17 protein-coding genes and 4 tRNA genes are annotated in these 22,613 nt (G+C 31.7%); all 21 read left to right on the top strand.

Annotation, left to right across the window (positions count from 1 at the left end):
* Positions 1-75: 75 nt before the first annotated feature.
* The 21 genes from pcrA to BFN48_RS07280 all read left to right on the top strand — a co-directional run bounded on the left by pcrA (position 76) and on the right by BFN48_RS07280 (position 22,578).
* Positions 76-2,289, top strand: coding sequence for a DNA helicase PcrA (pcrA, locus tag BFN48_RS07380; protein ID WP_242863241.1), 2,214 nt, complete (start codon positions 76-78; stop codon positions 2,287-2,289).
* 146 nt (positions 2,290-2,435) lie between these two features.
* Complete coding sequence (gene ligA / locus BFN48_RS07375) at positions 2,436-4,436, top strand: NAD-dependent DNA ligase LigA (RefSeq protein ID WP_176718848.1); 2,001 nt, start codon at positions 2,436-2,438, stop codon at positions 4,434-4,436.
* A 43-nt stretch (positions 4,437-4,479) separates the two neighbouring features.
* A complete protein-coding gene (gatC, locus tag BFN48_RS07370) occupies positions 4,480-4,773 on the top strand; it encodes an Asp-tRNA(Asn)/Glu-tRNA(Gln) amidotransferase subunit GatC (RefSeq protein WP_069650262.1) in 294 nt (97 codons plus the stop codon).
* A 163-nt stretch (positions 4,774-4,936) separates the two neighbouring features.
* Positions 4,937-6,421 carry an Asp-tRNA(Asn)/Glu-tRNA(Gln) amidotransferase subunit GatA gene (gene gatA, locus BFN48_RS07365; RefSeq protein WP_069650261.1) on the top strand — a complete coding sequence of 495 codons (1,485 nt, stop codon included), beginning with the start codon at positions 4,937-4,939 and terminating at the stop codon, positions 6,419-6,421.
* Complete coding sequence (gatB, locus tag BFN48_RS07360) at positions 6,411-7,838, top strand: Asp-tRNA(Asn)/Glu-tRNA(Gln) amidotransferase subunit GatB (RefSeq protein WP_069650260.1); 1,428 nt, start codon at positions 6,411-6,413, stop codon at positions 7,836-7,838. Before gatA ends, gatB begins: the two co-directional genes overlap by 11 nt.
* A gap of 565 nt (positions 7,839-8,403) precedes the next feature.
* Positions 8,404-9,321 (top strand): ABC transporter permease, encoded by a 918-nt coding sequence (locus tag BFN48_RS07355; RefSeq protein WP_069650259.1) that lies wholly within the window; start codon positions 8,404-8,406, stop codon positions 9,319-9,321.
* Between the two features lie 18 nt (positions 9,322-9,339).
* The gene (locus tag BFN48_RS07350; RefSeq protein ID WP_069650258.1) at positions 9,340-10,263 is read left to right on the top strand and encodes an ABC transporter permease; all 924 of its coding nucleotides are present in this window, start codon (positions 9,340-9,342) and stop codon (positions 10,261-10,263) included.
* Between the two features lie 14 nt (positions 10,264-10,277).
* Entirely contained in the window at positions 10,278-11,300 is a 1,023-nt protein-coding gene (locus tag BFN48_RS07345; RefSeq protein ID WP_069650257.1) for an ABC transporter ATP-binding protein, read from the top strand.
* Between the two features lie 2 nt (positions 11,301-11,302).
* Complete coding sequence (locus BFN48_RS07340; protein ID WP_069650256.1) at positions 11,303-12,265, top strand: ABC transporter ATP-binding protein; 963 nt, start codon at positions 11,303-11,305, stop codon at positions 12,263-12,265.
* Positions 12,266-12,680: 415 nt separating this feature from the next.
* Positions 12,681-14,387, top strand: a complete 1,707-nt coding sequence (locus BFN48_RS07335) for a peptide ABC transporter substrate-binding protein (protein WP_069650255.1) — start codon at positions 12,681-12,683, stop codon at positions 14,385-14,387.
* 421 nt (positions 14,388-14,808) lie between these two features.
* Positions 14,809-15,426: a hypothetical protein gene (locus BFN48_RS07330; RefSeq protein WP_069650254.1), complete on the top strand. Its 618-nt coding sequence runs from the start codon at positions 14,809-14,811 to the stop codon at positions 15,424-15,426.
* Positions 15,404-16,387, top strand: a complete 984-nt coding sequence (locus BFN48_RS07325) for an AIR synthase family protein (RefSeq protein WP_069650416.1) — start codon at positions 15,404-15,406, stop codon at positions 16,385-16,387. The genes BFN48_RS07330 and BFN48_RS07325 overlap by 23 nt, the downstream gene beginning before the upstream one ends.
* A gap of 527 nt (positions 16,388-16,914) precedes the next feature.
* Positions 16,915-18,963, top strand: a complete 2,049-nt coding sequence (locus BFN48_RS07320; protein WP_069650253.1) for an N-acetylmuramoyl-L-alanine amidase family protein — start codon at positions 16,915-16,917, stop codon at positions 18,961-18,963.
* Between the two features lie 58 nt (positions 18,964-19,021).
* Entirely contained in the window at positions 19,022-20,044 is a 1,023-nt protein-coding gene (locus tag BFN48_RS07315; RefSeq protein ID WP_069650252.1) for a GerMN domain-containing protein, read from the top strand.
* Between the two features lie 264 nt (positions 20,045-20,308).
* Positions 20,309-21,085 (top strand): ribonuclease PH, encoded by a 777-nt coding sequence (rph, locus tag BFN48_RS07310; protein ID WP_069650251.1) that lies wholly within the window; start codon positions 20,309-20,311, stop codon positions 21,083-21,085.
* On the top strand, positions 21,072-21,680 hold the full coding sequence (locus BFN48_RS07305) for an XTP/dITP diphosphatase (protein ID WP_069650250.1): 609 nt from the start codon (positions 21,072-21,074) through the stop codon (positions 21,678-21,680). The genes rph and BFN48_RS07305 overlap by 14 nt, the downstream gene beginning before the upstream one ends.
* Before the next feature lie 5 nt (positions 21,681-21,685).
* The gene (locus BFN48_RS07300) at positions 21,686-22,165 is read left to right on the top strand and encodes a metallophosphoesterase (RefSeq protein WP_069650249.1); all 480 of its coding nucleotides are present in this window, start codon (positions 21,686-21,688) and stop codon (positions 22,163-22,165) included.
* 82 nt (positions 22,166-22,247) lie between these two features.
* Positions 22,248-22,321 (top strand) — tRNA-Gly (locus BFN48_RS07295).
* A gap of 9 nt (positions 22,322-22,330) precedes the next feature.
* Positions 22,331-22,407, top strand: a tRNA-Arg gene (locus tag BFN48_RS07290).
* A gap of 11 nt (positions 22,408-22,418) precedes the next feature.
* Positions 22,419-22,495, top strand: a tRNA-His gene (locus tag BFN48_RS07285).
* A 7-nt stretch (positions 22,496-22,502) separates the two neighbouring features.
* A tRNA-Lys gene (locus tag BFN48_RS07280) sits at positions 22,503-22,578 on the top strand.
* Positions 22,579-22,613: the final 35 nt, after the last annotated feature.

Below are 22,613 nucleotides of genomic sequence, written 5' to 3'. Positions count from 1 at the left end.
AATCAAAATTGAATAATATTAATATCATATCTTCAATTAAAAATTACTTTCTTATATAATAGTAGGAAGAAAAGAATGAAATCGAGAGGAGATAAATATATGATTTCTTTAGATACTTTGAATGATAGACAGAAAGAAGCGGTATTAACTACAGAAGGACCATTATTAGTACTAGCTGGTGCAGGTTCGGGGAAAACGAGAGTTTTAACTCATAGAATAGCATATCTAATAGAAGAAAAAGGGGTAAATCCAGAGAATATTTTGGCAATAACTTTTACTAATAAAGCTGCTAATGAGATGAAGGAACGAATAGAAGGACTTATTGGTGGAAAAGCTCAAAATATGTGGATTGGAACATTTCATTCAATATGTGTAAGAATTTTAAGAAGAAATATTGATAGAATAGGGTATAGTAGAAATTTTGTAATATTCGATACAACTGATCAGAAGACTCTTATAAAAGATTGCATAAAACAACTTAATTTAAATGAAAAGTTATATGAACCTAAAGCTATTTTAAACTTTATAAGCTCTCAAAAAGATAAGCTTATAGATGCTGATACATACATGAGAGATAACTATGGTGACTTTAGAGAAAGAAATAAGGCAGAAATATATAGTTTGTATCAAAAGAAATTAAAAGAAAATAATGCATTAGATTTTGATGACTTAATATTTAAGACTATAGATTTACTTAGAAAAAATCCAGATGTTTTAAATGATTATCAAGAAAGATTTAAATATATTTTAGTAGATGAGTATCAAGATACAAATAAAGCACAGTATGAATTAATTAGATTATTGTCTAGAAAATATATGAATATTTGTGTAGTGGGCGATGATGACCAGTCGATTTATGGATGGAGAGGGGCAGATATTAGAAATATACTTGAATTTGAAAAGGATTTTCCGAATACAAAGGTTATAAAGCTTGAGCAAAATTATCGTTCTACTAAAACTATATTAGAAGCAGCTAATCATGTAATAAAGAACAATTATGGGAGAAAATCAAAAAAATTATGGACTGAAAATGATGGAGGTACTTTAATAAAACTTTATAGTGGTTACAATGAGCATGATGAAGCTGATTTTATAGCAAGTAAAATAAATGAAAATATTAAAAATGAAGGTTTGAGATTTTCGGATTTTGCTGTTCTTTATAGAACAAATGCCCAATCACGTGTTATAGAAGAAGCATTAATAAAATCGAATATCCCTTATAAAATAGTTGGGGGGCTTAAGTTTTATGATAGAAAAGAAATAAAAGATATTATAGCTTATTTAAGGCTTATACAAAATCCAGTTGACAATGTGAGTTTAAAGAGGATAATCAATGTACCTAAAAGGGGAATTGGTAGTAAGACTATTGAAAAGATTGAGGAATATTGTCAAAAGACAGGAGAAAGTTTATATAGCGCTATTTTAGATGCAGAGGATATCCCAGGATTATCACAGAGAGCTATTGCTAATATAAATAAGTTTACTACTCTAATAAATAAGTTTATAGCTATGAAGGAAATTTTAGGAGTAAGAGACCTTATAGAAAATGTTATAGATTCAATAGGATATATAGAGGAACTAAAAAAGGAAAATACAGTGGAAGCAGAGAGTAGAATAGAGAATATAAAAGAATTTATTTCTGTAGCTATAGATTTTGAACAAAAAAGTGAAGAGAATACTTTAGAAGAATTTTTAGCAAATATTTCACTGCTTTCAGATATTGACAGTGTAGAAGATGAGGGAAATGCTGTTTTACTTATGACATTGCACAGTGCTAAGGGTTTGGAGTTTCCGGTAGTATTTTTAGCTGGAATGGAGGAAGGAATTTTTCCACTTTCAAGAGCACTTAACAGTGATGAAGAACTAGAAGAAGAAAGAAGACTATGCTATGTTGGTATTACTAGGGCAAAGAAAATCTTATATTTAACTTATGCCGATGTAAGGACTTTATATGGACATACTATGTATAATACTGTATCAAGATTTGTAAAAGAGATACCAGAATGGTTGGTGGAGAATTTAAATGAAAAAACAGTAAAAGTATTAGGCAAGATAAAAAAAGATACTAACAAGTTTTTCACGGGTATAGTTGAGAAAAGTACCAGTAAATCGAACTTATCTTCAAACGATATAAAACCTGGAGCAAAAGTGAAGCATAAAATGTGGGGTGTAGGTACAGTTGTACAAGTTAAAGAGAAGGATGGAGATAAAGAAATAGCAGTTGCATTTGCAAGTAAGGGCGTTAAGAAACTTATGCTTAGCTTTGCACCGATAGAAGTGGTGGAGTAGATTAGGTACTAGGTATTTAGTACTAGGTACTAGTATGGCTGTTCGTCGTTCGCTATTCGCTTTTCGTCTATTGAATATAAATAAAAATATTTAATGTCGAACGGCGAAAGGCGAATGACGAGTAACGAATATAGGAAGGTGAGATGATGGATAAAAAAGAGCGTATTAAAGAGCTTGTTGATATAATAAATGATCTGAACTATCATTATTATGTTTTAGACAATCCTAAGGTCAGTGATAAGGAATACGATAAACTCTATGACGAATTAGTAAAATTAGAAGAGGAAACTGGGATAATATTAAGTGATTCTCCAACACAGAGAGTTGGAGCAAAGCCGCTTGAAAAATTTCAGAAGCATAAACATTTAGGTAAATTATTGAGTTTAGATAAATGTAAAACCATTGAAGAATTAAAAAATTGGGATGCAAGAGTAAGAAGATTAATAAATGAATATAATAGGGAAAATGAAGAAAGATTACCTAATCCTACTTATGTAGTTGAATATAAATTTGATGGTCTTACAATTAACCTCACTTATAAAGATGGAAAATTAGTTCAAGGTGCAACTAGAGGTAATGGAGAAATAGGAGAGGCAATACTACCACAGATAAAAACTATAAAATCGATACCTCTAAGTATAAAGTTTAAAGGTACTGTTGAAATACAAGGTGAAGGATTAATGCCTTTATCAGTTTTGGACGAGTATAATAAAACAGCTGATGAACCACTTAAGAATGCAAGGAATGCAGCAGCTGGAGCTTTGAGAAATTTAGATCCTAAAGTTACTGCAAAAAGAAAATTAATAGCTTATTTTTATAATGTAGGGTATATAGAGGGTAGAAGTTTTAATACACATCTTGAGATGATAGATTTCTTAAAAGAAAATAGACTACCAGTTAGTGAATATATAAAGACTTTTAATAGTATCGAAGAACTTATAGAGGAAATAGAAAAGATAAAGGAAACAAGGAATTCTCTCGATGTTTTGACAGACGGACTTGTGATAAAGATAAATGATATGAGAACAAGAGAGGTTTTAGGCTATACACAGAAGTTTCCACGTTGGGCTATGGCATATAAATTTGAAGCAGAAGAAATGACGACAAAATTGATTGGTGTAGAATGGAATGTAGGAAGAACGGGAAAAGTTACTCCAACAGCAATACTTGAGCCTGTTGAAATAGGAGGAGTAACTGTTAAAAGAGCTACATTGAATAATTGGGATGATATTCAAAGAAAAAAAGTTGCAATTGGTTGTAGAGTATGGATAAGAAGGTCTAATGATGTAATACCAGAAATAATGGGAACAATTGAAGATAGCTGTGAAAATCCTAAGAAAATAGAGAAACCAAAAGAATGTCCTGCTTGCGGCAGCGAGCTTATTCAAGAAGGAGTACATATTTTCTGCCCGAACTCTTTATCTTGTAAACCACAGTTAGTTTCTAGATTAGTTCATTATGCAAGTAGAGATGCAATGAATATAGAAGGTTTTAGTGAAAAGACAGCAGAGCAATTATACGAAGAATTAGGTCTTGAAGATATACCTAAACTTTATGAGCTAAAATTTGAAGAGCTAATCAAATTAGATAGATTCGGAAAGAAAAAAGCAGAAAATCTGTTAAATGCGATTGAGAAGAGTAAAAATTGTAGATTGGATTCTTTTATTTTTGCATTGGGAATACCTAATGTAGGAAGGAAAACTTCAACTGATTTGGCTAATACATTTAAATCTCTTGAAAGACTGATGAATGCAACATATGAAGAGCTTATAGCAATACCTGATATTGGAGACAAAGTGGCAAATAGCATAATAGAGTTTTTTACAGACGAAAAAATAATTTCTAACATAAATAAGCTCTTAGAAGAAGGTGTAAATCCAGTTCATGAAGAAAAGAAAATAAAAAATGATACTATATTCTCAGGTAAAACAGTTGTTGTAACTGGTACTATTGAAGGAATTAGCAGGAAAGAAGCAAAAGAAATAATAACTAAAATGGGTGGGAAAGTAGCTGGTAGTGTTAGTAAAAAGACTGATTATGTAGTTGTGGGAGAAAATCCAGGGTCTAAATATGATAAAGCGAAGGAATTAGGTATAAAAATAATTACTGGTAAAGAGTTTTTAGATATTATTAGATTTAACGAATAGCGAATGACGAGCGACAAATGACGATTTTTAAGGAGGATTTTATATGAAAATCTCTCAAAAAGAAATAGAACGCATAGCAAAATTAGCTAAGTTAGAAATTTATGAAAAAGATATAGAAAAATTCTCTAATCAATTGACAGCGATTTTAGAATTAGTTGAGAAATTAAAGGAAATAGATACAGAAGGTATTGAGCCGACTTATAATATACATCATTCTAAAAACTTTTTTAGAGAAGATATTGTAGAGCCTTCTTTAGAAAGAGAGAAGGTTCTTTCTAATGTAGAAGAGGTGAGAAACGGGTATTTTACACTTGGGAATTTAAAATTTAGGTACTAGGTGCTGGGTACTAGGTACTAGAATTAGGGAACAGGGGACAGGCTTCAGGAATGAAAAATTAAAAATTGAAAATGGAAAATTTGACAGTCAACTTACATTATTTATTATTTGTTTCCTGTTCTCTGTATACTGTCAACTGATTTAACTAGAGGTGAGATAAAAAGTGGATTTAATAAATCTTACGATTCATGAGCTGAGAGATCTGATAAGAAACAGAGAAGTGTCATCAGAAGAAATAGTGAAAAGTTTTTTTAGTAGAATAGAAGAAGTAGAAGATAAAGTAGGTAGCTTTATAACTTTAACTAAAGAAAAAGCTCTTGAAGATGCTAGAAGAATAGATAAAAAAATAAAAGAAGATATCACTAGCTTAAGTGATTTAGCAGGAATTCCTGTAGGAATTAAAGATAATATAGTAACAGAAGGAATTAAGACAACCTGCGGGTCTAGAATTTTAGAAAATTTTATACCACCATATGATGCAACCGTTGTAAAAAAACTTAAGTTAAATGGTGCGATTATAGTAGGTAAGACTAATATGGATGAATTTGCAATGGGCTCTAGCACAGAAAACTCTACTTTCAAGATTACTAAAAATCCTTGGGATTTAAATAGAGTACCAGGTGGTTCAAGTGGTGGCTCAGCGGCGGCTGTTTCGGCATCAGAGGTTCCATATGCTCTAGGATCATCTACAGGAGGGTCAATAAGACAACCAGCAGCTTTTTGTGGGGTAGTTGGATTAAAGCCGACATATGGACTTGTGTCTAGATATGGGTTAGTAGCATTTGCATCATCATTTGACCAAATAGGGCCTTTGACTAAGGATGTAGAGGATTGTGCTATTGTATTAAACAGTATAGTAGGGTTTGATAAAAAAGATTCTACATCTGTTGATAATGATAGTATTGATTATACAAAAGCATTAATAAAAGATATCAGAGGGCTAAAGATAGCTCTGCCTAAAGAATACTTCGATAATAGGATAGATAGTAAAATTAAAGAAAAGGTATTAGATGCAGTTAAAACTCTTGAAAAACTCGGGGCAAAAATAGATTATGTTTCATTGCCTCATACAGAATATGCTTTGGCTACCTATTATACTTTAGCATCTTCTGAAGCTAGTTCAAATCTTGCCAAGTTTGATGGTGTTAGATATGGAAAAAGAGCTAAAAATTATAATGGAGTTGAAGAATTGATTGTAAAGACGAGAACAGAAGGCTTTGGAGATGAGGTAAAGAGAAGGATAATGATAGGGACTTATTTTCTAAGCTCAAGCCATTACAGTGAATACTATAAAAAGGCTCAGAAAGTAAGGACATTAATTATAAGAGATTTTGAAAAAGTATTTAATGAGTTTGATGTTATTATATCACCTACGACTCCTACATTACCTTATAAAATTGGAGAGAAGAAAGAGAAATTTATATCTATGTATCTTTCAGATATATTAACGGTTTCAGCCAATATTGCAGGAATACCAGCTATAACAATTCCTTGTAGCTATATTGATGACCTGCCAGTAGGAATGCAAATATTGGGTAAAGCTTTTGGGGAAGAAGATATATTAAGCGTTGCATATACTTACGAAAAGAATAGTAATTTCCAAAGAAGAGCTCCTAAGATAAAGGAAGGGATAAAAAATGGCATATAAAACAGTAATAGGACTTGAAATACATGCTGAACTTTTGACGAAAACTAAAATATTTTGTAGCTGTTTAGCTGAATTTGGCAAAGAAGTAAATACACATTGCTGTCCAGTTTGCTTAGGCTTTCCAGGAGCTCTGCCTGTACTTAATAAAAAAGTTGTAGAATATTGTATAAGGGCTGGCTTAGCCTTAAAATGTGAAATATCAAATAAAAGTAGAATGGATAGAAAAAATTATTTTTATCCAGATTTAGTAAAAGGATATCAGATCACTCAGTATTCTAATCCTCTTTGTAAAAATGGTTATATAAAGATAAATACAAAAGACGGTGATAAAAAAATAAGAATTAAAAGGATACATATAGAAGAAGATACGGGGAAATCTGTTTATGATGAAAAAGGAAATATTCTTCTTGATTATAATAGAAGTGGAGTTCCTTTAATAGAAATTGTAACTTATCCTGATATGAATTCGCCTGAGGAGGCTAGAATATTTTTAGAAAAATTAAAAGCTATACTCCAGTATATTGAGGTTTCTGATTGTAAGATGGAAGAAGGGTCCTTAAGATGTGATATTAACATAAATGTTATAGATGAAGAAACAGGAATAAAGAGTACAATTACAGAGGTTAAAAATTTAAATTCATTCAAGGCTGCTGTTAAAGCTATGGAATTTGAGGAGAAGAGACATATTGAATTGTTAGAACAGGGGAAAAATACGCTCAAAGAAACAAGAAGATGGGATGAAAATAGAAATGAAACTGTAGTCATGAGAGTAAAGGAAACAGTTGAAGATTATAGGTATTTTCCTGAGCCTGATTTGGTATATATTGAAGTGGATGAAAACTGGATAAAAAATATTAAAGAAAATTTGCCTGAACTTCCTGAAGACAAAAAAGAGAGATTTATAAGAGATTATAACTTGCCTGAATATGATGCGAAGGTTTTAACATCTTCAAAAAAATTAGCTGATTTTTTTGAAGAAACAGTTAAAATTAGTAATAACCCAAAACAGGTTAGCAATTGGCTAATGGGGGATATTTTAGGATGGCTTAATGTTAAGAATATGGATATTAGTGAGATAAAGTTTACTTATAAGGAATTTGCTGATTTATTAGAGTTAATAAATGAAGGTAAAATTAGTAACAACATTGGAAAAAAAGTATTAAAAATCATGTTTGAAGAAGGAAAGAATCCAAAAATAATAGTTAAAGAAAAAGGTTTACTTCAGATGAGTAATGCGTCTGAACTAGAACGCATAGTTGATAAAATAATGGAAGAAAATAAACAGTCAGTAGAAGACTATAAAAAAGGAAAGGAAAAAGTATTAGGTTTTTTGATAGGTCAAGTTATGAAGGCTACAAAAGGAAAGGCAAATCCTCAATTAGTAAATAAGATAATATTAGAAAAATTAAGGCAGTAAATTGGATTAAATCCAATTTACTGCCTTAATTTTATTTTTTATAATCCATAGGAAGTTATATACCTTATTAAACTGTAGATAATTTTAAATATAATTTTCGTTTATGGATATAGGCAAAATCTACATTGTAGTTGATTTTAAATCGCAGGTTCTGTTCAATTCAGTATATAGTACCAAATATATATATTATGCATAGTATAATGTTTTATTTTACATTTTACATTTTCAATTTTACATTTTTCTATTCTAGTACCCAGTACCTAGTATCTAGAATTAAATATTACATTTTCTTAATATTTTATTAAAACTTATTTAATTGCATAATAAAGGAGTATAAAGTATCATAAAATAGAAAAGTAAAAAATTTCAGACAATTTGAACAAGTCACTCAATATGCAAAATTTAAAATTAATGAAATCTTAAACTATTTCACAATATATAAACAATAAAGAATAGTTATATATAAAATTTGTATAACTTGTTTTAAAGGGGGGGAGTATAAAGCTTAGAGTTATTTTTTCTATTTTGAGTATTTTACATTGCAAAAATTGATGGAGGTGTATTTATGTTTAAGTATACTCTAAAAAGGTTAGGAACTATGGTTCTAACATTATGGGTTGTAATAACTATCACATTTTTCTTAATGCACGCTATTCCTGGAGATCCATTCACTGACCAAAAAAGGATTCCAGCAGAGATTTTAGAAAACCTTAAAGCTAAATATGGATTAGACAAGCCGCTAGTTGTACAATACTTTACTTATTTAAAGAACTTATTACAAGGCGATTTAGGTATGTCGCTAAAGTATAAAAACAGAACAGTTGCTAGTATGTTGAAGTCAGGATTCCCTGTTTCTGCTCAACTTGGTTTGGCAGCAGGTTTGTTTGGTATAACCATGGGTATATTCCTGGGAATTGTCGCGGCACTCAATCATAAGGGATTCTTTGATTATTTCGTTATCTTATTAGCTATATTGGGGGTTTCAGTACCTAACTTCGTTTTCTCAGCATTATTCCAATATTGGTTCGGAGTTAAATTACAATGGTTCCCAGTTGCAAGATGGGGAACGCCATATCACGTTATATTACCTGCTTGGGCGTTAGGTATGAGGATGATTGCATTCCAGGCTAGGATGATGAGAACAAGTATGCTTGATGTATTAAATCAGGATTATATTAAAACAGCTAAAGCAAAAGGATTGTCAAAAACTGTTGTTATTTGGAAACATGCTATAAGAAATGCTATATTACCAGTTGTTACAGTTTTAGGTCCAATCATAGCTTTATTATTAACAGGTACATTCATTATTGAAAGAATATTCGGTATACCTGGATTAGGAAAATACTATATCCAAAGTATACAGCAAAGAGACTATACATTGATTTTAGGTACAACAGTATTCTATTCAGCAGTATTGGTATTCATAATTTTCTTGGTTGATATTGCATATGGATTAATAGATCCAAGAATAAGATTAGACTAATAGAGAGGAGTTGGCAAAATGGCTCAAGTTCAACTGAACAAAGATATGTTTAAAATAGTCGGCAAAGATATTGAGAAGTCACAAGAGTTAGTAAGGCCAAGTTTGACTTATTGGCAAGATGCTTGGAGAAGACTTAAAGAAAACAAATTAGCTATTGCTTCAATGATATTGCTTGGATTATTAATAGTGCTTTCTTTAGTAGGACCTTACATGCAGCCTTATGATTTTGATGAGCAGGATTTTATGAGTATAAATAAGCCACCTTCAGCTGAACACTGGTTTGGAACTGATGCGTTAGGTAGAGATATATTTGTAAGATGTTGGATGGGTGCGAGAGTATCCCTGTTCATTGGTTTTATGACAGCCATATTGAACTTTACAATAGGTGTAATTTACGGAGGGGTTTCAGGTTATTTAGGTGGTAATGTAGATATAGTAATGATGCGTATTGTTGATATTATATTCTCAATTCCACAAATGTTATGGGTAATTCTTTTAATGGTTGTTATTGGTCAAGGACTTCATACTATAATCATAGCCTTTGCTATATCAGGTTGGGGTGGAATGGCCAGATTAGTTAGAGGTCAGGTACTTCAATTGAAAGAAATGGAATTTGTATTAGCAGCAAAAACTTTAGGAGCAGATGGTTGGAGAATTATAACTAGACACTTAATTCCAAACTCAATGGGACCAATTATTATATCAATAACATTTGCGGTTCCTGCTGCAATATTCTCAGAAGCGTTCTTAAGTTATATAGGTCTTGGACTTCCGTTACCATTAGCGAGCTGGGGTACTCTAGCGGCAGATGGTAGTAAGGTACTTTTAATACATCCATATCAGTTATTCTTCCCGTCACTATTAATCAGTATAACAATGCTTGGTTTTAACTTGTTAGGTGATGGTTTAAGAGATGCACTAGATCCAAGACTTAGAAAGTAAAGGAGGCTAATAAAGTGGAAAATAAAGATAGATTATTGGAAGTAAAAGATTTACATGTTTCGTTTGATACCTATGCTGGAGAAGTTAAGGCTGTAAGAGGAGTAGACTTCCACGTAGATAGGGGAGAGACTCTAGCTATAGTTGGTGAATCAGGATGTGGTAAGTCAGTTACAGCTCAATCAATTATGAAACTTATACCTATGCCACCTGGAAGAATTAAAAAGGGTAGTGTTATATTTGATGGAAAAGATTTAGCTAAATATACAGATAAACAAATGGAGTCAATTCGTGGTCGTGAAATCAGTATGATTTTCCAAGATCCTATGACTTCACTTAACCCTACTATGAAAGTAGGAAAACAAATAATGGAAGGACTAATTAAGCATCAAAATATGACTAAAAAAGAAGCGAAAGAAAGAGCAATTGAGATGCTTAAATTAGTTGGTATACCAAATCCTGCAAAACGTGTTGAGCAATATCCACATGAATTTAGTGGTGGTATGAGACAAAGAGCTATGATAGCTATTGCATTAGCATGTAATCCTAAACTATTAATAGCTGACGAGCCTACAACTGCACTAGATGTTACAATTCAAGCTCAGATATTAGACCTTATGAAGGAATTACAAGACAAGCTAGATACATCAATCATAATGATAACACACGACCTTGGTGTTGTTGCTAATATAGCTCATAGAATAGTTGTTATGTATGCAGGTAAGATTATAGAGTCAGGTACAAGTGACGATATATTCTTTAATCCACAGCATCCTTACACTTGGGGATTATTACAATCAGTACCAAGATTAGACGCTGCCAACAAAGAAAGACTAGTACCAATAGTAGGACAGCCACCAGATTTATTTAAGCCACCTGTAGGGTGCCCATTTGCAGCTAGATGTGATTATGCTATGCCAGTATGTAAAGAATACTATCCAGAGAAGACTCAAATAAGCGAAAAGCATCATGTACACTGCTGGCTACAGCATGAAATGGCACCAAAGGTAAAAAATCCTATTGTTGAAGGAAGGAGATAGATATGGCTGAAGAAAGAAAAACACTTATAGAAGTAAGAAACTTAAAAAAATATTTCCATGTGGGCAGGGGCTTAACATTAAAGGCTGTTGATGGTATTAGTTTTGATATAAAAGAAGGAGAAACTTTAGGTCTTGTTGGTGAGTCAGGCTGTGGAAAATCAACAACAGGTAGAACAATCATAAGACTATATGATGCAACTGATGGTGAAGTTATATTTGATGGAATGAATGTTCATAAGCTAAATAAAGAAGAATTAAAGAACTTTACAAGAAAAGCTCAGATGATATTCCAAGACCCATACGCATCATTAAATCCAAGAATGACAGTTACTGATATTATTGGTGAAGGAATAGATATACATGGATTATATACTGGAGAAGACCGACAAAGAAGAATATATGAATTATTAGAGTTAGTTGGATTAAATAGAGAGCATGCGAATAGATTCCCGCATGAGTTCAGTGGTGGTCAGAGACAGCGTATAGGTATAGCTAGAGCTTTAGCTATAGAGCCTAAATTTATAGTTTGTGATGAGCCTATTTCAGCTCTAGACGTATCTATTCAGGCCCAAGTTGTTAACCTATTAATGGAATTACAAGAGAAACTTGGCTTAACATATCTTTTTATAGCACATGACTTAAGTATGGTTAAGCATATTTCTGATAGAATTGCAGTTATGTATTTAGGTTCAATTATGGAGCTGACAACTAGTAAAGAGTTATATGATAATCCATTACATCCATATACTAAGGCTTTATTATCAGCTGTACCTATTCCAGACCCAGAAGTTGAAAGAAATAGAAAGAGAATTATTCTTGAAGGGGATGTTCCAAGTCCAATTAATCCACCGCCAGGATGTAAATTCCAGGCTAGATGTAAGTTATGCAAAGACATATGTAGAGAACAGACTCCAGAATTAAGAGAAGTAAGTCCAGGACATTTTGTAGCATGCCATGTGATTTAATAAGTTGCCGAAGTGATTTGCTTCGGCACCTTATTTCAATTTATAGACAAAATAAAGTGTAATGTATGTCTATGTACATGCATAAGTATAGTAATAGTTAGTGCTTGGAGAAAAAATATTAGCTTGACAATATGTTAAAATTTCTTTATACTTTAATTAAAATTGCTTAAACAATATTAAAAAAACGAAAAAAACAAGAACTAACTAGATTTGGATTTTTCAAAAATTTTAAACTAAACAAAAAATTTTAAAAAATATAAAGGACTTTTTAAGTTTGTATAGAATTTAAATATTTAGAATAAATTTAAAATTTTAAAAAATTCTCACTTAACGAACTTAAGGGGGTGAGTATTAACTTTATAAGTTAGCCAAAAAAATTATTATCCTTAATAAAAAATTAAAGGGGGATTAGTTAATGAAAAGAAGTAAATGGCTTATATTAGCGCTAGTTTTCACTATGGTATTATCACTAGCATTAGCAGGTTGTGGTAAGACTACTGAACAACCACCAACTGAAGACCAAACTAAGACTGAAGATCAAACTCAAACTGATACTGGAGAACCAAAATTAGCTAAAGAACAAGTATTAAGAATAAATCTTGGTACAGAACCACCTGATTTAGATCCACAAACTTCAACTGATACAGTTTCATTCATATTATTAAATGCTACTTTAGAGGGTCTTGTAAGACTTAATCCAGATGGTAGCGTAGGTAAAGGTTTAGCTGAGAGCTGGACTGTAAGCGATGATGGTAAAACTTATACTTTCAAATTAAGAGATGCTAAATGGTCAGATGGAGACCCAATAACTGCTTACGATTTTGAATATGCTTGGAAGAGAGCTATAGATCCAAAAACTGCTTCTTCATATGCATATCAATTCTATGGAATCAAGAATGCATACGCATTTAATACAGGTGAAATAACTGATCCAAATGAAGTTGGAATCAAAGCTCTTGATGAAAAGACTTTACAAGTTGAATTAGAAAGACCAATGTCATACTTCTTAAGTTTAACTTCATTCATCACTTATCTACCAGCTAAAAAAGCTGCAGTAGAGAAGTGGGGAGATGCTTACGCATCAGAAGCTGACAAAATGGTATTCAGTGGACCATTCATGATAACTGAATGGAACCATGAACAAAAAATAGTTCTTGAGAAGAACCCAAGTTACTGGGATGCTGACAGTGTTAAACTTGAAAGAATCGAATGCGATATGATTAACGATACTAATACTCCAATCAACTTATATGAAACTGGCGAATTAGATATGACTGGAGTACCTGCTGAATTCTTAGATAACTATAAAGATTCACCAGAATTCGGTAGAATGGCAGAAGCTGTTACATTCTACTTAGAGTTCAACTGCAAAGACAAATTCTTCAGCAATAAGAAAATAAGAAAAGCATTCTCATTAGCTATAAACAGAGATGCTTATGTAAATGGAGTTCTTGCTAACGGTTCAATCCCAGCTTACGGTTTCGTACCTGGCGGAATCCCAGGAAAAGCTGGTGGAGAATTCAGAAAGCAAAACGGAGATTTAATCTATGATGCTGGTACTAAAGGACAGGCAGCTATAGATGAAGCTAACAAGTTATTAGAAGAAGGATTAAAAGAAGTTGGAGCTACTAAGGAAGAGTTAGCTAAGCATGTTGGATATCTAACTGGAGATAGTGACTTAGCTAGAAAACTAGCTCAAGCATTACAACAAATGTGGAAAAACAACTTAGGTATTGAAGTACCTATCGAATCAGTATCATTCAAGATCCGTCTTCAAAAAATGGATCAAGGCGACTACACTATAGTTGGTGCTGGTTGGGGTGCTGACTACAACGACCCAATGACTTTCATGGATATGTGGGTAACTGATGGTGGTAACAACGATGCATTCTGGAGCAACGCTAAGTACGATGAGTTAATCGAAAAAGCTGTTAACAGTACTGGCGACGAAAGAATGGAATATATGTTAGAAGCTGAAAAATTATTAATGGAAGAAATGCCTATATCACCAACTTACTTCAGAGCAAGAAACTTCTTGCAAAAACCATATGTTAAAGGTGTAGCAAGATTCCCAGTTGGTGTTGATACTGAATACAAGTGGGCATACATCTTAGAGGCTTAGCCGCCATTCCTTGTTTTTTTGTATAATTTATCTTTATTTTTAAAATAAGGACAGTTACTTTTAGAGTTTCCCGAATATGTTGTTATATGAGTTAATGTACATATTCCATCAATTTGATATATACAGTTCTCTAAGCAATTAATAGTTATTCATATCACCTCCAAAATTTTTTCTAAGTATTATTTTTCCCTGATTTATCATAGTTATTTAATTTAGTTAAGTTATGTGTTATATTAATAATTGGAAGTATAATACTTATCTATCTCCGAAAATAATATATAAGAGTAGAACAAAATCTTCGATTTAAATTTGTATAAGGCAGATTTTGTTGAAATCCATAAACGGAAATTATATTTAAAATTATTCACAATTTAGCGAGGTATATAATTTCCTATGGATTATAGAAAAAGGAGATGGATAGATGTTATTTCCAGACTATACAGATACAAGATTAGTCTATCACATTATACCCATTACAGATTTAAAAACAGTACTTAGTGAAGGGATTAAATATGACGATAAAACAACTTATGTAACTAAATATTTAGAATTTCATAAGTTTATGGATGAATTTAGACCAAACAAATTACCACAGTGGGTAGAAAGGAAAAAAGCTATTTTTGCTAGCTTAAATTTTGATGAAAATCACTGCTGGCATTCTCATACAGTTATATTGGGAATAAAAATAAATCAGGATAAATGTTGGATAGCAAATGAAAACTTAGCAAACTCAGTATATGAGTCTTTTATACTCAAAGATGTTCCGAATTTTAATTATGCAAAAATATTTTTAGAAAATAGAGGTAAAAAGTTGATAAAAGATTATTGGAACACATCTTTAAGTTTTGTAGAAAATTTGAAAGTAAGAAAAGATAAGACTACTGGTTATGATGCTGAGGTATTGATATTTCACAACATTAAGCCTGAGGATATAAAAATTATTTCGATTATATCAGACCATAAGATTATGACTGCAGAAGAATGGAATGAATACTTTAAAAGGGGCGTACAAAGTGATGAAAATTGGAAAGTTACCTAATGATTTATTAAAGAGTATTGTATTTTCAAATATAAAATATAAGAGAGATGAGGTTGTTACAAGGGCAGGTATTGGAGAAGATTGTGCAGTACTTAATTTAGGAGATGATTTATGTGTAGTATCAACAGATCCAATAACAGGTGCAAGTAAAAATTTAGGTAAGCTAGCAGTACATATTTCATGCAATGATGTAGCCTCAAATGGAGCAGAGCCAGTAGGTTTGTTAATGACTATATTGGCTCCTGAAGGTACAGAAAAAGAGGATATAGAATTAATTATGAGAGAAGCAAGTTCAGTTGCAGAAAAATTAAATGTAGAAATAATTGGCGGTCATACAGAGATTTCAAGTGCAGTAAATAAAATAGTAGTATCTACAACAGTAATAGGTAAACAAGCTAGAGAATATTTTGTAAGTAAAGATTCTATCAAAACTGGTGATAAAATTTTATTAACAAAGTATGCAGGATTAGAAGGTACAGCAATAATAGCACATGATTTAGAGGATAAATTAAAAGACAAATTAAGTCATGAAATAATAGAAAAAGCTAAAGAATATATGGAAATGATAAGTGTTGTAAAAGAAGGACTTTTGGCAAGTAAAAAAGGAGCTTTATATATGCATGATGTAACTGAGGGTGGAGTGCTTGGAGCAATATGGGAAATGGCAAATGCGATATCAAAAGGATTGAAAGTGTTTAAGAAAAAGATACCTTTGACTAATGAAACTAAGTCTATATGCAAGTTATTTAATATTGACCCACTTAAGCTTATATCTAGCGGGAGTATGCTTATAATATCGCCTAAAGAAAAGACAGACGCAATAATATCAGAGCTTATCAAAAACAATATTAATGTAAGTTTAATTGGAGAAATTATAGAAAAAGGTATATTAATAGAGGATGAAGATGCTGTTAAAGAAATACTTCCGCCTGAAAGTGACGAATTATATAAAGTTGTATAGATAAGGTATGGTTATAAACTATATCTTCAGACTGTAGACAAAATAGAAATGATTGAAAAATAAAAGCGAATAATTGCAAAGCTTTAGCAAAGAAAACTTGATGAATAATTTTAGAAAAATCCGTAGGCTTAGCAGGACGCTAAGCCAGCATCCTACAAGACAGGACGTCTTGATTAGGTGTGTTAGGATTTTTCAAAATTATGAATCTTAGTTTTCTCTAAAGATTTGTCTATGAGCGTTATTTTTCAATTCATTGATAAAAATGACTTTGTCAACAAGTTTAAGGTATGGTTATTTTTACAAACCATACCTTATTTTGCTTAATATTAAAATACTATTACAATATTGCAAGTTCCGTTGACATAAGGTATTTGCAGTGATATAAATAGAATTGAATGAGGAAGAAGTCGGGTTTTGTCGAAATCTATTTAAGACATAATTAAGCAATTTTTTCGTTTTTCGCTTGCTGATATGACGAATAGCGAATGACGAAAGACTAACGACGATATTTTTAAGGGGGACAAATGATGAAAAGGTTAATTGTAATAATACTTACTATACTCACGTTTTTTCTGTTAATTCCAGCATCCTATGCTGAACAAGGTCCAGAATTAGTAGATGTAACAGTTGACGGAAAGATTATTAAAGTAAAAAAGATAAATATCCTTATTAATGGTGAACCAATCAAATCTGATGTCCCACCTATTTTATATAATTCAAGAACCTTAGTTCCGGTCAGATTTGTTGCAAACTACTTAAATGCAGATATTAGCTGGGATCAGGAAAAATATGAAGCTACTATAAAAACTCAAGAAAAAGAGATAATATTAAAAATAAACAGTTCAGATGTAATTATTAATGGAGAGGTTACAAAACTACCTTATAATGTACCAGCAAAACTTATTAATGACAGAACGATGGTACCATTAAGATTTGTATCAGAAACTCTTGGATTTGATGTTGGCTGGATACCGGAAACTTGGACTGGAACAATAGATTATAAAAAACAAGATGTAACAAATATAAGTATAACGGAAAGTGAAGGCAATTTACCTAAGATTAAAATAGAAACTACTGGATTAGTTTCATATAAAGATATATTTTTAGAAGACCCATATAGATTAGTAATTGATATACCTAGAAGTAATTTAAATATAGAGAATAAGCAAATTATTGCTTCGAGAGGTATTTTAGAATTAGATACAAATAAGTATCCAATAAAAAAGATTAGAGCCTCTCAATTTTCAATAGATCCTGATATAACAAGAATAGTTATAGAATTAGATAGATTTGTTAGTTACAACGTTAACAGGTCTAAGGATAATAAACAAATTGAAATTGATTTTGTAAACAAGGTAAGTAATATAAAGCTAGAAACTATAGGAGATAAAAAGGGAGTTGTAATATATAATACAAATAGACCTGATTATAACATACTTAGACTTTATGAACCTGATAGAATAGTTATAGACCTTTTGGATTCACTGTTAGAAATGAATAATAATAAACTTGAAATAGAAACTGAATTTATAAAAGGTATTAGAACATCACAATTTAAACCAGATTCATTATATAATGAGCAGGATAAAATAGTTAGAGTAGTTTTAGACTTAAAAGAGAAGGATGTGAAGCCTCATTTAACTACTGAAGTAGAAGATGATAAAATAATTTTATTTCTTGATGATAATGGGTTGAAAAATATTAGCTTTGAAAGATTAGATGATGGAAATCGATTGCTACAGATTAAAGCTAACAAAAGGATGAATTACTATGTGAAATATGATGAAAATAGCAAAATGATGGAGATAAGATTTTTTAGAAAGTATGCTGATTTAGAAAATGGTATAATTGAGCTTAATGATGAGCTGACAGACTATATTAAGGTTGAAAATATAGGTGACTATAATAAAATATTTGTGAAGTTTAAAAAAGATATTTCTTATACTGTATTGTCATCGACTAGAGATGATGTGATTAAGATAAAAGTTCTGGACAAGATTAAGAAATATAGCGATAAATTAATAATAATTGATGCAGGACATGGGGGCAAGGATCCTGGAACTATTGGTCCTATAACTAAGATGAAAGAAAAAGATATAGCATTAGATTATGCTTTAAGCTTAGAGAAAAAATTAAAGGAATTGGGCTTTAACACTTTATTAATCAGAGATAAAGATGAATATATAGACTTGTATGATAGAGCAGAAAAAGCTAACCAAAGCAATGGAGATGCATTTATAAGCATACACTTTAATGCACATGATGATAAAGATATATCTGGGATACAAACTTTGTATTGCCCTGCATATTTAAGTGATGTAAAAACTGAAGACAACTATCCTTTTGCAGAAACGATACATGAAGAAGTGCTGAAGACTACTGGTGCATTAGATAGAGGAATCAAAAGAAGACCTAAACTTGTAGTTGTAAGAGAAACAAAAATGGTAGCAGCATTATTAGAGTTAGGATTTGTAACTAACCCTGATGAGGAGAAAAAAATAGTTACAGAGGAATATAAGAATAAAGCTATTCAGGGTATAGTTAATGGAATTATCAGATATTTTGAAGCGAAATAATCATACTCCCTCTTTGTCAGTAATATATATTAGTAAGAATGGCAAAGGGGGAGTATTTATGTCTATAAAAAAAGTCGTAGTAATAATTTTAATTTTAGCTCTAAGTGTAAGTATTTATGGATGTAAAGCAATCGATGTGATGAAAAACTTGTTTACTGATGAAGAGGAAACAGATGTTGATATAGTTAGAAGTGATGAAGATAACTTAGAAGTATCAAGTGAAGTAGAATTAAGAGATACTGTTCTATATTTTCAAGATCAGAGTGGATACTTAGTTCCAGTAAAGAGACAAATACCTTGGGAAGAAGGAATTGCTAAAGCAGCGTTGAGAAATATGATAGACAGTGTAGCTTTAAGAGAAGATATAGGAGCAATTGGTTTAGAGCCAATTATTCCAACAGGTACTCAAATTAGAGGTATGTCAATAGACAAAGAAACTGGTTTATGTAAAGTTGACTTTTCTAAAGAAATAATGAATTACAATTCTAAAACTGAAGAACAAAATCTTGTGAAAGGTATTGTATATACATTAACTGAATTCCCTACTATAAATAAAGTACAATTTATGATTGAAGGTAAGATAGTAGACAGTCTAAAATTTGGAACTAAAATAGGAAAGCCTTTGGTAAGAAAAGATATTAATCTTATTGATACAGCATCTAAAGCAAAGTCAAAAGTAGTAGTTTACTTCAAGAATACTGCTAATGGTGAGTATGAATATTATGTGCCTGTAACAGTACCTGCTTCTGCACCACAAGCTAATATTTTAACAGCACTTCAAAAGCTTTTTGACGGACCCCCTGTAGACACTGCTTTATATAGTGACATACCTGAAGGAGTTAAGCTTCAAGGTGTAGAAATAAAAGAAGGTATAGCTTATGTAGATATATATGATGAAAATAATGCAGAAGTGAAAGACCAAGCAGTTCTTGAGAAGATGGCTAAGAATATTGGGTTAACTTTAGGTGAATTTGAGGATATAATTGGTGTAGAAATTTTATTGGATGGCAAAACTTTAGAAGAAGCAGGAATTGAAGTAGAGCAGCCAGAAACTTTACCTGTATTTGCTAATGAATATTAAACTACCAGTTCTCTGGTAGTTATTTTTTTGCTGTTAATTAACAAACATACTAAATTGTATAGCGAAAACTGATAAGATTTTGTTATAATCCATAGGAAATTATATACCTTATTAAAATATGGATAAAACAAAAAATAATTTTCGTTTATGGATTTCAACAAAATCTTCCTTAAATTATAGTTTATTTAAATCGAAGATTTTGTTATTATAAAGTTATATATGGAAACAATATGACTATGGAAAAAATGGATAGGAGAGATAAAGATGTTAAGAGTAGATGGCAGAAAGAGAGATGAGTTAAGAAAAGTTAAAATTACTAGGAATTTTTTAAAGCATCCTCATGGGTCAGTTTTAATAGAAATGGGAGATACTAAAGTTATATGTACAGCTATGATAGATGATAGAGTTCCACCATTTTTAAAAGGAACAGGTACAGGTTGGGTTACAGCTGAATATTCAATGTTACCTGGTTCTACAGAGACAAGAAAGGTTAGAGAATCAGTTAGAGGTAAGCTTGAAGGAAGGTCTCAAGAAATTCAAAGACTTATTGGAAGAGCATTAAGGTCAGTTGTGAAATTAGAAGATTTAGGAGAGAGAACCGTTTGGATAGATTGTGATGTAATACAGGCTGATGGAGGTACTAGAACTGCATCTATTACTGGTGCTTTTGTAGCATTAGTTGATGCATTGTATAAATTATATGAAAGTGGAGATATTAGCTATTTACCAGTTAAACATTTTCTTTCAGCAGTAAGTGTAGGTATAGTTGAAGAAAATAGACTTTTAGACTTATGCTATGCAGAGGATTCTAATGCTAAAGTTGATATGAATATCGTAATGACAGATAGAGGTGAATTTGTAGAAATTCAAGGAACTGGTGAAGAATCACCATTTAGCAGAGAAGATCTAAATGAGCTACTTAGATTAGCAGAAAAGGGCAATAGAGAACTAATAAATATTCAGAAAGAAGTTCTAGGTGAAATAGGAGAGTTAGTCGGAAAAGAAAAGCAAGAAGGGGAAGTTAAAGATGAACAAAACTAGATTAATAGTAGCTAGTGGTAATGTACATAAGATAGATGAAATAAAAAAAATACTAAAGGGGTTACCTTTAGAAATATTATCAAAAGATGAAGTGGGCTTAAAAGAGTTAGATGTTATAGAAGATGGAAATACTCTAGAAGAGAACGCTATAAAAAAGGCAGTGGAAGTATCAAAAAGAGTCGATGGAATTGTTATTGCAGACGATACAGGTTTGTTTGTCGATAAGCTTGATGGCAGACCAGGTATATATTCTTCAAGATATGGTGGAGAAAATGCTACTTATGAGGATAACAATAGAAAATTGTTAAAAGAGTTAGAGGGAGTAAAGCTTGAAGATAGAACCGCTAAATTCAAAACAGTTATAGCTATTGTAATGGAAGATAAGAGCTATAAAACTGTGGAAGGGGAATGCTTAGGGAAAATAGCTTTAAATCCTAAAGGTAATGAGGGATTTGGCTATGATCCACTATTTATAGTAGATGGGTATAATAAGACATTTGCTGAATTAGGTGAGGATATAAAGAATAAAATTAGTCATAGGGCTAATGCATTAAAAAAATTACGTGTAGAATTAGAAAATATACTAAAAGGATGATTGAAATGAAACTAATTGTATTAAGTGATACTCATGGCAATATAGATTCTATACTAAGAGAAATAAATAAAATAGAAAATGTAGATTTATTAGTACATTTAGGTGATTACTCTAAAGATGTAGGTAAACTGAAAGAAATGTTAAAAGTAGATATAATAAATGTAAGAGGTAATTGTGACTTTTATGATTACAATACGAAAGAAGAGGAAATAATACAAGTTAAAGGAAAGAAAATATTACTAACTCATGGACATAAATATAATGTTAAATTTGGTGTTAATAAACTGTATTATAGAAGTAAGGAATTAGGGGTAGATATAGCTTTATTTGGACATAGTCATGTTCCAATGTCACTTAAACATGATGGAGTTTTATTCTTTAATCCAGGAAGTCCAACACATCCTAGAAATGGAAGTAGCAGAAGTTACGGGATTTTAGATATAGGTGATGAGATTAAACCGATATTGTGCAAGTTCAATCCATAAAATTCCATAAAAATTTTTTCTTAAAATCTATTGACAAACTGTTAATACAGTAGTATAATTCTTTATTGTCAGCCGATGAAATGCGGGTGTAGCTCAGTGGTAGAGCCCTGGCCTTCCAAGCCAGTCGCGAGGGTTCGATTCCCTTCACCCGCTCCAGAAAGACATGCACCTGTAGCTCAGTAGGATAGAGCAGCGGACTTCTAATCCGCGTGTCGGGGGTTCGAATCCTCCCAGGTGCACCAATATAATTGTGGTGGGTATAGCTCAGTTGGTTAGAGCGCCAGATTGTGGCTCTGGAGGCCATGGGTTCGAATCCCATTATCCACCCCACTATCTTGACCCATTAGCTCAGTCGGTAGAGCACCTGACTTTTAATCAGGGTGTCCCGCGTTCGAGTCGCGGATGGGTCACCACTTTGCGGGTGTGGCGGAATTGGCAGACGCGCTAG

Source organism: Caloranaerobacter ferrireducens, from assembly GCF_001730685.1.
Taxonomy (GTDB): domain Bacteria; phylum Bacillota; class Clostridia; order Tissierellales; family Thermohalobacteraceae; genus Caloranaerobacter; species Caloranaerobacter ferrireducens.
The sequence above is the reverse complement of the archived record's forward strand: the minus strand, read 5'-3'. Positions and strand labels throughout refer to the sequence as shown.

Coding starts and splice junctions, on each gene's coding strand:
- gatB (WP_069650260.1), top strand. CDS start 6,411: ATGGCATATAAAACAGTAATAGGACTTGAAATACATGCTGAACTTTTG.
- BFN48_RS07330 (WP_069650254.1), top strand. CDS start 14,809: ATGTTATTTCCAGACTATACAGATACAAGATTAGTCTATCACATTATA.
- rph (WP_069650251.1), top strand. CDS start 20,309: ATGTTAAGAGTAGATGGCAGAAAGAGAGATGAGTTAAGAAAAGTTAAA.
- BFN48_RS07315 (WP_069650252.1), top strand. CDS start 19,022: ATGTCTATAAAAAAAGTCGTAGTAATAATTTTAATTTTAGCTCTAAGT.
- BFN48_RS07325 (WP_069650416.1), top strand. CDS start 15,404: ATGAAAATTGGAAAGTTACCTAATGATTTATTAAAGAGTATTGTATTT.
- BFN48_RS07335 (WP_069650255.1), top strand. CDS start 12,681: ATGAAAAGAAGTAAATGGCTTATATTAGCGCTAGTTTTCACTATGGTA.
- gatC (WP_069650262.1), top strand. CDS start 4,480: ATGAAAATCTCTCAAAAAGAAATAGAACGCATAGCAAAATTAGCTAAG.
- BFN48_RS07305 (WP_069650250.1), top strand. CDS start 21,072: ATGAACAAAACTAGATTAATAGTAGCTAGTGGTAATGTACATAAGATA.
- BFN48_RS07320 (WP_069650253.1), top strand. CDS start 16,915: ATGAAAAGGTTAATTGTAATAATACTTACTATACTCACGTTTTTTCTG.
- BFN48_RS07340 (WP_069650256.1), top strand. CDS start 11,303: ATGGCTGAAGAAAGAAAAACACTTATAGAAGTAAGAAACTTAAAAAAA.
- BFN48_RS07350 (WP_069650258.1), top strand. CDS start 9,340: ATGGCTCAAGTTCAACTGAACAAAGATATGTTTAAAATAGTCGGCAAA.
- BFN48_RS07355 (WP_069650259.1), top strand. CDS start 8,404: ATGTTTAAGTATACTCTAAAAAGGTTAGGAACTATGGTTCTAACATTA.
- ligA (WP_176718848.1), top strand. CDS start 2,436: ATGGATAAAAAAGAGCGTATTAAAGAGCTTGTTGATATAATAAATGAT.
- BFN48_RS07300 (WP_069650249.1), top strand. CDS start 21,686: ATGAAACTAATTGTATTAAGTGATACTCATGGCAATATAGATTCTATA.
- pcrA (WP_242863241.1), top strand. CDS start 76: ATGAAATCGAGAGGAGATAAATATATGATTTCTTTAGATACTTTGAAT.